8 protein-coding genes are annotated in these 11802 nt (G+C 41.8%); 6 read left to right on the top strand and 2 right to left on the bottom strand.

The features are described 5' to 3' along the window. The first annotated feature begins 97 nt into the window (after positions 1–97). From Q0895_RS08330 to yfaE, 4 genes are all read left to right on the top strand, one after another. Positions 98–1618 carry an RNA-directed DNA polymerase gene (locus tag Q0895_RS08330; protein WP_299187613.1) on the top strand — a complete coding sequence of 507 codons (1521 nt, stop codon included), beginning with the start codon at positions 98–100 and terminating at the stop codon, positions 1616–1618. A gap of 327 nt (positions 1619–1945) precedes the next feature. After that, positions 1946–2314, top strand: a complete 369-nt coding sequence (locus tag Q0895_RS08325) for a hypothetical protein (protein ID WP_299187610.1) — start codon at positions 1946–1948, stop codon at positions 2312–2314. 97 nt (positions 2315–2411) lie between these two features. Further along, positions 2412–3545, top strand: coding sequence for a class Ia ribonucleoside-diphosphate reductase subunit beta (gene nrdB / locus Q0895_RS08320; RefSeq protein ID WP_299187607.1), 1134 nt, complete (start codon positions 2412–2414; stop codon positions 3543–3545). A 113-nt stretch (positions 3546–3658) separates the two neighbouring features. Next, complete coding sequence (yfaE, locus tag Q0895_RS08315; protein WP_299187604.1) at positions 3659–3925, top strand: class I ribonucleotide reductase maintenance protein YfaE; 267 nt, start codon at positions 3659–3661, stop codon at positions 3923–3925. A 93-nt stretch (positions 3926–4018) separates the two neighbouring features. Here yfaE and Q0895_RS08310 read toward each other — a convergent pair whose 3' ends face one another. Further along, complete coding sequence (locus Q0895_RS08310) at positions 4019–5371, bottom strand: trypsin-like peptidase domain-containing protein (RefSeq protein ID WP_299187602.1); 1353 nt, start codon at positions 5369–5371, stop codon at positions 4019–4021. Between the two features lie 309 nt (positions 5372–5680). Here Q0895_RS08310 and Q0895_RS08305 point away from each other — a divergent pair, with 309 nt between their 5' ends. Together Q0895_RS08305 and Q0895_RS08300 are read left to right on the top strand one after the other, a co-directional pair. Continuing rightward, entirely contained in the window at positions 5681–6538 is an 858-nt protein-coding gene (locus Q0895_RS08305) for a Nif3-like dinuclear metal center hexameric protein (protein WP_299187599.1), read from the top strand. Positions 6539–7417: 879 nt separating this feature from the next. After that, the gene (locus Q0895_RS08300) at positions 7418–8626 is read left to right on the top strand and encodes a transglycosylase SLT domain-containing protein (protein ID WP_299187596.1); all 1209 of its coding nucleotides are present in this window, start codon (positions 7418–7420) and stop codon (positions 8624–8626) included. Between the two features lie 93 nt (positions 8627–8719). Here Q0895_RS08300 and Q0895_RS08295 read toward each other — a convergent pair whose 3' ends face one another. Further along, positions 8720–11701 (bottom strand): LysM peptidoglycan-binding domain-containing protein, encoded by a 2982-nt coding sequence (locus Q0895_RS08295; RefSeq protein ID WP_058368610.1) that lies wholly within the window; start codon positions 11699–11701, stop codon positions 8720–8722. Positions 11702–11802 lie beyond the last annotated feature (101 nt).

Raw genomic sequence — 11802 nt, 5'->3', positions numbered from 1 at the left:
ATGGATGGCGGGTTTGGCTTTTTAGTTAAGCTCGCTGTTTACTTATTGTAGTCTTAGCTATTTTATATCATCAGTAACAATATCAGAGACATATCAAATGAGCTTTCTATCTGATCAATCTTTAGAATTCGCCAGAGAACATATAGAAAAATATTATGATTCTGACTTCTTCCCGAAACTAGAAGAATATGAAGCTTTATGGCATTCATGGGACGAAGTAAAAAAAGAACTAATGTCTACTAGTATTAAAAGCATGTCTTTTAATAGTCCTACGACATCTACTTCGACCAAGCCTAAAGGTGGATTCCGTGTAGTTCAACAGCTAGACGCAATAGAAACTTTAATATATATAAGTTTAGCCTATACAGTGGCAGAAGCTATTGAGAATAAGAGAGTTCCAAAAGAATCTAAAGTAGCTTGTTCATATAGAATAGAAATTAAGAATGGTAGTTTTTTTTCGAATGGTAATGGATTTCAGGAATATATAGATAAATCTCAAAGTTTGGCTTCTGAGTTTGATTATGTTCTTTATACTGATATAACAGATTTTTATAATCAAATCTATCTCCATAGACTGTGTAACGCTATTTCTTATGCTGATCATACTTTAGAAAAAGTGGCTGAAGATGTTGAGTACTTTTTATCTACCTTGAATGGGAAAACTTCTCAAGGTATCCCCGTAGGCCCTGCTGCCAGTGTACTGATGGCTGAAGCCATTCTACTAGATATAGATGAATATCTAATTGGCCAAAATATTAAACATACAAGATATGTAGATGACTATAGAATATTCTCAAATAATAAAGAAAAACTCACCTCAGTATTAGAAAATTTAACGTTGTATCTTTACAAGAGCCATAGATTGACCATAGCTACTGATAAAACAGGTATTATGGGAAGTAAAGAATATATTAACAAAGTTATGTTCAATAGTTATGAAATTGAAAAGCAAGAAATTATAAGAAAAATTGAAGTATTCAATCCTTATTCTGAGCAGTTTGAAGAAATGGATAATCCGTTTCTAGACGAAAATCACTCTTTTGAAGAGCAAATCGACTTGGTTTCTCAAAGAATACTAGATAATGAGCATCTGGACTTAGGAATAGCTAGATACTTTATTAGAAAGTCAAAGAAACATAAAATAGAAAAATCAGCACAGGTTATCTTTGATAATTTCAATTTATTTCTACCTGTAGTGAATGATGTTTTCCTATATCTAGACAAAGTAAGTGATACTAACTTCATTGACAAGTGGAAAAATGAAATTATAGGATTATCAACTTCTTCATTTATGCAGCGAAATCTTGTAAAAACATGGTTCGAGTGGTACATATCTCGAAATATAGAAATTCTTAAGATACCGCAAATTGAGGTTTTTGTATTTGCAAACACCAGCATCAATTGTCAATCGAAAGCAGCTATAAAACTAAATAAGTTATCATGGATAAGAAATAAAAAGGACGAAATACAAAATTTTAATAATAAGGAAAAACTAGCTGTTATTAGAGCGGCACAAATCCTACCTAAAGATGAGAGAAAACACTGGCTAAGTTTTATACAGAAAAACTCATCTTCATCTATTGAGAAATGGGTAGCAAAATGGGTGAAAGACATTTGATAGATAATTTAAGTTGTAGGGTGCGCTCAGCACACCGATGATATAGAACTTATATTTAAAGGTGCGCGAGACGCACCCTACAAAATAAACTCAAATAGCAAGGTCGCTAAGAAAAAAGAAAGACGCCCTAACATGGTCATTTAGTCCTGAGCGAGGAAATAACGAAGCAATGCTTCGTCCGAGCGCAAGAGAATTTGCATTTTCGCAAATTCTGTAGCAACTATCCTGCTGATGATAATGGCGATTAAGCAGATACAAGCGGTAGGCGGGATTGGCTACTGTTATAATTAGAACACAGACAACATAAAAATGACGGAGGTCATAGACGTGCAATATACCGCAATCATAAAAGACGGTGGTTTGTTTATCCCAAACGTATTTTCAGACCTAAACGATGGTAGCTCACACATCGTACAAGTCGAGGTTGATATTGCAGAGGTGCGTCAGCAGTTAAGTGCAGATGAAGCACCAAAAGCAGCCATCACCAAAAAAAGCGTGGCAAAAGCAGCCAAAAAACCAGCATCAAAAGCGGCTAAAAAAGACACAAAAATAGCGGAAGAATCGGATGTGAGTACCCTACGCAAAAGCGCGCTCGATGAATTAGAAGCACTCGATGATAGTGAGCTGAGTGAGATTTTTAAAGCTTATATGAACGATGGACAAGAAGCGACACAGATATCTCTAGAGAACCTCTAAGCTAAAACGCTATAATCCAAAAATGTGTCATAGCATCAGATCAAAACCAGTCAAACCCATATAAATTAATAACCGTAACACTTATAAAGGCAGTCCCATGACTTACTCGATTTTTTCTCAAACGCCAAACAATGCGCTAAAAGAGCCGATGTTCTTTGGTCAGCCCGTCAACGTAGCGCGCTATGACCAACAAAAGCACCCAATCTTTGAGCAATTGATTGAAAAGCAGCTATCGTTTTTTTGGCGTCCAGAAGAAGTTGATGTGTCACGCGATCGTATCGACTTTAGCAATCTGTCCTCGCATGAGCAGCACATATTTTTGAGCAACCTCAAGTATCAGACCTTACTCGACTCTATCCAAGGTCGTAGTCCAAACGTGGTGCTACTGCCACTGGTGTCTATCCCTGAGCTTGAGACGTGGATTGAGACGTGGTCGTTCTCCGAGACCATTCACTCGCGCAGCTATACCCATATCATTCGCAATATCGTCAATGACCCAAATATTATCTTTGATGACATTATGCAAAATGAGCACATTTTGGAACGTGCGTCCGACATTGCCAAATACTATGATGAGCTGTACCGTAACTCGCAGCTATATAGCTTGTACGGTCCAGGTACGCATAATATCAATGGCGAGCAAGTCACCGTTGATTTGAAATCGCTCAAAAAACAGATGTACCTGTGCATCATGGCGGTCAACGTCTTAGAAGCCATTCGCTTTTATGTGTCGTTTGCCTGCTCGTTTGCCTTTGCTGAGCGCAAATTGATGGAAGGTAATGCCAAAATTATCAAGCTTATCGCTCGTGATGAGGCGCTACATCTAACTGGCACGCAGCACATGCTCAACTTAATGCGCAACGGCAAAGACGATCCTGAGATGGTCGAGATTGCAAGCGAGTGCTATGATGAAAGTGTAGAGATATTCCGTAAGGCGGCCGAGCAAGAAAAAGAATGGGCCAGCTATCTGTTTAAAGACGGCTCGATGATTGGCCTAAATAAAGACATCCTTTGTCAATATATCGAATATATTACTAATTTACGTATGGAAGCGGTTGGCTTGCCATCAGCGTTCCCAAACTCAAAGTCCAATCCAATTCCATGGATCAACACATGGTTGTCGTCTGATAACGTACAGGTTGCCCCGCAAGAGACAGAGATCAGCTCGTACTTAGTCGGGCAGATTGATTCGGATCTATCAGAAAGCGACTTTGATGACTTTGAGCTTTAAGATAGTTTTGAGCTTTAAATGACTTTGAGCTTAAAGGTAACTCTACGTCTTAAGGATAAAATACGTTCTAAATAGATGGATATAGTGTTAATAAAGTACTACTGGGATAGACTATGACTTGGGTAATGACCAGTAAAAAACAGTTTTATTTGCATGATGATGAAAGCTTGCTCGATGGGCTGCTGCGTACAGGGCACGAGGTCAATTATCAATGCCGTGAAGGTTATTGCGGTAGCTGCCGAGTCAAGCGTATAGCCAGCTCACATGTAGTTGACTATCCGTTTGCACCGCTTGCTATGATCGAAGAAGATGAAATCTTGCCTTGCTGTTGCCGTGTGCAAGGCGTCATTTATATCAATCATGAGCCTATCGTGAAGTAATCACTCGTTTATTAAAATAAAAGCACTCAACAAAAAGCGCGCTACCTTAGATAAGATAGCGCGCTTTTATATTAATAGCTATGTCTGTCTTGCTTATTGCGGCGCAGTGTCTTGCTCAAACAGTTTTAACAGCTCTTCACGCATACGGTTGCGTTCTTCTTCTGACATCATAGGCGCATCTGGATCATCATAGTAATGCTCTTCACCTTGAGCCCCTGTACCGCCTTGACCGTTTAATCTGTCATCGTGCAAGATTCTAGGTGTCTGAACTTCTACGACTTCTTGAACAGGACGCTCTTCGAGCATAATCTTAACTTGCTTATTTTGGCCATTGCGCAGTACTTGAGCGTTTAGCTCAGTCGTTGGTGCCTTACGCGCTACATACTGGATTAAAGTATTGGCATCCGTCATCTCGACACCATCGATGGTCAAAATAATATCACCGGTTCTTAGCCCACTTTTGGCAGCAGGACCTTGAGCGACGACATTTAAGACTTCTACCCCTGTCGAGGTCTCAAGGCGAGTTGGGTCACGTAGTTGTGATTGGATCTCGATACCTAGCCAGCCGCGACTGACTTTACCATCTTTAATAAGGGCATTCATAACCTGCTCAACGATAGCGGTTGGAATAGCAAAGCCAATCCCCATCGAGCCACCAGAGCGCGAAAAGATCACTGTATTGATACCGACCAGCTCACCACGAGCATCGACAAGTGCCCCGCCTGAATTACCTGGATTGATAGCGGCATCTGTCTGGATAAAGTCTTCAAACTTATTGACCCCAAGACCCGTACGACCAGTCGCTGAAATGATCCCTTGGGTGACAGTCTGACCGACACCAAACGGATTACCGATAGCTAATGCTAAATCACCAACGCGACTAGGTTTTTCACGAAAGCCAAGCGGCGTAAGCCCTGTCATATCGACTTTAATCACGGCCAAATCACTATCGGGATCGGTACCGATGACTTTGGCTCGACTTTTACGTCCGTCGTTGAAAGCCACTGTAATCTCATCCGCTTTTTCGATCACATGGGCATTGGTGACGATATAGCCATCCTCTGATACGATGACCCCAGAGCCGAGATTGGTCGGTCCCTGTCTTTGACCTTGTGGTCCGCCATTGAATTCAAAAAAGCGGCGCAAGACAGGATCATCCATGTAAGGATGTTCGGCCATCGTCTGGGTGGTATAAATATTGACCACTGACTGCGAGGCTCGAGCCACCGCGTTATGATAAGAAGCGATAGGTTCAGGTTTATCTGACGCAGGTGCTATGGCTTCTTGCTCAGCCGCTGTCGTTCTTGGTGGCTCCCATGTCGTCTCTGATGGTGTCTTCATACTCATAAACAACCAGACAAACGCTGCAACTATTATCAGCAATAAAACCCAAGGCAACCACTTCCATAGCGTTGCCTTGTTGTTGGTGTTCGGAGATGACGACATATATAAACCTCTATAAATTTAATCAAACAGTGTTAAATACGGTAGGATAATGACTAATCTATGCTTGCTATTTGTGTTTACTACCAGCTACCACAAAATCAGTCAAAAGCGTTTCATTCAGCAGGCTCACGTATGTAAATTATAACTGGCCATACCCTAAAATAGTAACGTATCGTGTACCATTTCAGTTATGGGGTTTATCTACTCATTTGCAACATCATGCTAAAATGTTTACTACAAAATTTATGTACTTCGATTATCTGATTAACTAAAACAACGACTTCTAAACTTACATGATAAGGACACCTAATGCCAGCCAAAGACCCATTAAACGACTCGTTAAATATAGCGATTACTGCCCAAGCGTTAACACAGTTTTGCGATGACTATTTATCTGCAAACGCCTTTAAAGACTATGCCCCAAATGGCTTGCAAGTAGATGGCGGGCAACCTATCAAACGTATTGTGACAGGCGTTACTGCTTGTGAAGCCTTGATCGATGCTGCTATCGAGGCAAAAGCCGACGCGATTATGGTACATCATGGCTACTTTTGGAAAGGTGAGCCTGAAACTATCACTGGTATGAAAGGTCGGCGCATTCGCAAATTGATGCAGCACGGTATCTCTATGATTGGCTATCATCTACCTCTTGATGCGCACCCTATCATCGGTAATAATGCCAAACTCGCTGAGATGCTAGGATTGACTATCACGGAAGCACTCTACCCTCATGAATCCCATCCTGTTGGCAATATCGCTATTTGTGAGCCGCAAAGTGCCAAAACCCTAATCCAAACGATTACTCAAGCACTAGGGCGCGTGCCTCTACATATTTCAAGTGATTTCTCACTAAGTGACTCTCTACCAAATGACTGTCGCTTAACAAACGAAGGTGAGACAAACCACACAAAACTGATCGAACGTATAGGCTTATGTACAGGCGGTGCGCAGGATATGATTGAGCAGGCCGCTATGATGGAATGTGATGCATATCTATCTGGTGAGATATCTGAACGTACCACACATAGCGCGCGCGAGCTTGGGATTGACTACTTTGCTTGTGGACATCATGCGACAGAACGCGGTGGTATTCAAGCGCTTGGAGAGTTGGTGGCTCAGCACTTTGGACTACCAGTGACATTTATCGATATCGATAATCCTGCTTAAACCTACACCATAGAGCTCTCTTAAAAGTAGAGCTTTCTTAAAAAATATTAATGTAGTACCGTTTAATTGTCGATAAAATAGACTTTATTCGTTTACATGAATATAATGGCTGTTTTTGACCGTCTATTACCAAATTGTTAAGTTTTATCACTCTTTAATTAACTTTACTTGAATAATGGCCTTATAAGCCATATAAAGTCAACTAACAAGAGAATGTTTTGTCATGAAACTTCCCATTTACTATGGCCTCCGGTTATAGCGCCAAGCTAATAAGTGATAATTTGTGTATTTACTATAAATTACGATTGATGCTTTTTTAGCGTGACGTTGCAATAGTTTTATAACTTAATTGTACGAGACAAGATAGCATTTACGTTATAAATAATTGATATCTCAAAGCTCATACGATTAATTATTAACATTGCTGGACAGCATAACATTGCCAATATAATCAATCATTTATGATTTATATTGTTTGATTTTATGGCAAGTTGTTATTTAATTTTTGTCTCAATAACTTACTCATGACCTTACCTATAGTCAATATAATGTTTTAAGCATATTTTCAGCCATTATTGATGAAGGGGACGTAACTGTCATTGTCCTTTGTCTTTATTTATGCCGTTTTAATTGGGTGATGTTATTTTTAACATGCTTAAGGCTGTGGCATACGGTTTATGATGCTGTTTTATAAACTCACTATTATATTGATTGGGATGTTGTAATGCTTATAACATTAAGATCCGTATTATTAACGATCTGAATTTACGAGCTGTATGACATCTAAGCTACCCTCGAAATGTCTACTTATTATTTACGTAAACATTAATATGATGGCAGCTTTGCGGTAAGCAGGATGGCTAACATCAGGAGACATCCATGCAGCGTATTACTTATCGTGTAAAAGTATCTGCGCAAGGTGCTAAACGCCGTATTTCTTATTTACTGCGTCCATCCAAGCGCTCACTTAGCACCAAAAGTAACATCGTTTCATCCGTTACCCCTACCAAGTTGACCCGTTTTGCCAAAACGAAAAAGATGGCACAAGTATCTAGTATTGCCCTTCTCTCTTTGCCTGCTGAAAGTCTCACCATGATGGACTCGGCAGTACCAACTTATGCGAAAGTGATGCTCGAGGAGACTCTCACGATCGCAGCTGTCCCAGGAGACAGCACTTATTTTGCGACCGATGGCTTTCAACACGGCTTTGGTTTTGACCTAGTACGTAGTTATGCTGATGAGCTTGGCGTTGAGATTGACTTAAAAGCTTATGCTAGCGAAGAGGCAGCATTAAGAGCGCTAAAATCAGGTGACGCTGATATGGCATTGACAACGGCGAGTACGCAGCTAAAAAGCCAGCTAGATTTGTCCTCTATTAATGTCAGTTGCGGTTATGATGCCAGCTTAACAAAAAATGGCTTACATCCTAAAGTTAGCTGGACATTTAACCAAGCGGATGATCCATTATCCCAAAAAGCCAGTTACTTCTTGTGTGATAGTATCAAGCTTGAAAACACCCAAAAGCTTGCTGCATTTTATAATCAAGACTTACTAAAAGATGCTTATAGCCAAGATCATTTTAAAAAGACATTGACAGAAAAGCTGCCTGATTACCAGTCTTCTTTTGAAGAACAAGCCCGCAATTATAATCATGATTGGGAGTTGCTAGTAGCGATGGGTTATCAAGAGTCGCATCTAGATGCCAATGCCGTATCACCGACAGGCGTACGCGGTTTGATGATGCTCACCAACAACACTGCAAAAGCAATGGGCGTCTCAGATCGTGTCGATCCTTATCAAAGCATCGGCGGCGGTGCTCGTTATTTAGAGCAGATGAAAGCTGACTTTGCTGATGTGCCAAAGACTGACCGTATCTGGTTTGCGCTTGCTGCTTATAACATGGGCCCCAATGCGGTCAAACGTATACAGCGCAAATTAAGTGATGCAGGTATCGATGATAAAAGCTGGGCGAACGTCTATACGTATTTGTCAGAAAACAGAGCTTCCAATAGTCGTTATGGACAGGCGATGCATTATGTAAGTAATATCAGAAGCTATCTTGAAACGATTAAAACTCGTATGGTTTAAGCAAATAAGCTTATAGAAAAACACAAAAAAGCTGCTCCTAAATAAGAGCAGCTTTTTTATTATTGCATTATATTAATCGTAAGCAATGACAGGTTAGCGATTAGGTACTGTCAGGCGTTGACCACGTTGTAGCATAGTATCTGCCGCGATATTGTTCATATCAGCAAGCTCTTGGGTTGAGACCCCATACTTACGAGCCAGTCCGATAAGACTATCACCAGAGCCAACCGTATATCGCACCGTAGCCTTAGGGACTTTGATGGTTTGGCCGCGCTGTAGCTGAGCATTGGTCGCCATATTATTGGTCGCTGCCAAATCCTCTACTGCAATACCAAAACGACGTGATAAAGCAATCAAACCATCGCCTGACTGTACTCTATAATTTTCAGTGTTGCCAAGCACTTTGCCACTACTGCTGGTTGCCGTACTTTGGCTACTAGAGCTGGTATTATTACTAGCAGCGCGGGCACTGCCACTGGCTGGAATAGTGATAGTACGACCACGTATTAAGTTTGAAGTCGTACTCAGACCATTGGCTGCTGCTAAGTCACTGATACCAATATTATAGCGACGGGCCACCCCTGTTAAGCTATCACCGGATTGTACTTTATAGCTTATGGGTTGATTGTTTAATTGGCGATTTACTTCTGCTTTTGATACAGGCACCTTAATTGTCTGCCCGCGTTGCAAGCGAGCTTTAGCATTAAAATTGCTATTCACTGCCGCGACCTCTTCTGCACTGACACCAATACTATTAGCAATACCAATTAGTGTCTCTCCTGACTTTACTGTATAGCGACTGGTAGAGACTGAGCTATTAGCACTGCTCGTATTTGTACTACTAGAATTGTTATTGGCAGAAAGATCGACACTATCAGGTACTTTGAGCGTTTGACCTACGTATAAAGAGTCTGTTGCCCGAATACCATTGAGACTGGCCAGCGTATTGGCTGCCATACCAAACTGACGCGCTAACGCAATGAGACCATCACCAGGTTTTACTCTGTAGTTTTTAGTCGCAGTGCTAGATTTACGAGCTTTAGTAGAGGGTGCAGCAGGCGTTGTGGCTGGAGCGGTAACTTTGCCTGGTATTAACCACAGTTTTTGACCTTTTAATAAATCAGAACGGCTACTCAAATTATTGTAAGTTGCTAGCTGTGTCACTGATAAGCCAAAGCGGTTTGCCGTACCGATAAGGGTGTCACCCGATTGTACAATGTAACTGTCTGGCTGGTCTTTGGTCTGTGTATTTGCACTACTCAATGGCTCAATGGGCTTGGCATCGTACAGATATAAAGTGCTACCAGATAGTAGCTTTGCCTTGGCATCGATCTGATTCCATTCAGTGATATCGCGCCAGCTTACGCCTGCACGACTGGCAATATTTGATAAGGTGTCACCGCGTTTTACGGTATAAGTCGTACGTTTACCTTGAGGTTTTGGCTTACTGACTGGCGTTTTTGCAAAGCTAAGTTTTTTATCTTCCCCACTGGCCTCCAAAATAGACTGCTGCGTCTGCACTGCTGACAGATTGATGTTGCCATCAGCATTGATAACGTCGGTTTCAGGCGTTTTGGCTCGAATCTGATTGGCGATGAAGTCGCGCTCTTCTTTACTAAGCGGAGGCTCTTGGACGATGGTATTGTTTTGGGTAATCTGTGCAGAAGTCGTCGGTAAGCTATTACTGCTTTGTAGCTCAGCATTAATCTTACTGATCTCTTTACTTGTAATAGGCGGTTCGGTGCGAGCTGTTGAACTACTATTATATCCAGAGCCACGAGACGATGTCGGGGAGATATAACTGGTTGTTTGCTGCGGCACGCTTGCACTAGCCGCGTAATCTGCCAAGCCGCTACCAGTAGAAGGTAATGACGAGCTAGTATACGGCTGACTGTTATAACTTGGCGCAGTAGTACTGCTTGAGCTGCTCGTATTGCTTGATGCAATGACATTACTTGTGCCATTACCTCTTAGCGATATAAGTTTGGCGTCAAGATTGGTACTAATATCATTGGGGATAATGATACGCTGTGGGCCTGAAGCATCAACACGTCCTGAGGTAAGAGCCGTGTTTAGTCTCTCTAGTTCATCATAGCTGACACCAGTCACTTGTGACACTTCAGCCAAACTGACACCATAGTTCACCGGCACACTACGAAAATGCTGACGGTTGGCAATAGCTGGTAGATACACGCCATACTGTTCAGGCTTAGCGACGATTTCGGCCACCGCCAAAAAGCGTGGTACATAGTTCATCGTTTCAGTAGGCAGTCTAAGTGACCAATAGTCAGTGGGCAGACCACGAGCGGCATTGGCATCGATGGCTTTTTGTACACGGCCAGGGCCTGCGTTATAGGCTGCTAATGCCAGCTCCCAACTACCGAATTGATTGTATAATGCTGTCAAAAAGTCATAGGCTGCACGTGTCGATTCAATCACATCACGGCGACCATCATAGGTACTACTTTGATTCAAACCATAAATCCGGCCAGTACTTGGAATAAACTGCCACAAACCTGCTGCCGCTGCACTACTGGTGCCACTCGGATCATAGGAGCTTTCAATTACTGGTAATAGAGCAAGCTCAGTTGGAATATTGCGACGCTCAGCTTCGCGTACTGTATGGTAAATATAACGACTGGCACGCGCAGTCAATCGGTTTAAATAATCTTGCCTGCTAGTAAACCAACTCTTTTGCCCTTCGATACGCTGGTTGTAAATAGGCTGACCACCGTTCATACGATAACCAGCTCTTAGACGATTCCACAGATCACCGTATTGCTGAATAGCCAGTTTGTTGTCTTCAACCATGGTCATATCAGTCGCTTCTAACAAGTCTGCCAACTCATCTAGGCTTTCTGCATCCAAAAATGCAGTTGAGTAGTCATCACTCGTACTTGGGCGAGCAGCTCCAGACTGTTTGGCTGGACGTTTATTCACGACAGACGAGCTATTGGTAGCACCGGTATTTTTTACCGCTGACGTATTGCTACATGCGCTGATAAGCAAGGTTGACACCGCAAGTGTCAATGGCAAGGCTATAAATGATTGGGTTTTTGATGACACAGTAGACATGATGATAGAAGATTCCTAGCGACGAGAAGTAATGAGGACAATCGACAGTATAATATACAATACAAGAGACAGACCATACTTCTATAGAAGATGATCTGCAA

This window comes from uncultured Psychrobacter sp. (genome assembly GCF_947495825.1).
Taxonomy (GTDB): domain Bacteria; phylum Pseudomonadota; class Gammaproteobacteria; order Pseudomonadales; family Moraxellaceae; genus Psychrobacter.
This window is presented reverse-complemented; position numbering and strand designations above follow the sequence as displayed.

Bases quoted from the DNA above. Each gene is read 5' to 3' on its own strand.
- Q0895_RS08305 (WP_299187599.1), top strand. From the start codon at position 5,681: ATGCCAGCCAAAGACCCATTAAACGACTCGTTAAATATAGCGATTACT.
- Q0895_RS08310 (WP_299187602.1), bottom strand. From the start codon at position 5,371: ATGTCGTCATCTCCGAACACCAACAACAAGGCAACGCTATGGAAGTGG.
- Q0895_RS08330 (WP_299187613.1), top strand. From the start codon at position 98: ATGAGCTTTCTATCTGATCAATCTTTAGAATTCGCCAGAGAACATATA.
- Q0895_RS08295 (WP_058368610.1), bottom strand. From the start codon at position 11,701: ATGTCTACTGTGTCATCAAAAACCCAATCATTTATAGCCTTGCCATTG.
- yfaE (WP_299187604.1), top strand. From the start codon at position 3,659: ATGACTTGGGTAATGACCAGTAAAAAACAGTTTTATTTGCATGATGAT.
- Q0895_RS08300 (WP_299187596.1), top strand. From the start codon at position 7,418: ATGCAGCGTATTACTTATCGTGTAAAAGTATCTGCGCAAGGTGCTAAA.
- nrdB (WP_299187607.1), top strand. From the start codon at position 2,412: ATGACTTACTCGATTTTTTCTCAAACGCCAAACAATGCGCTAAAAGAG.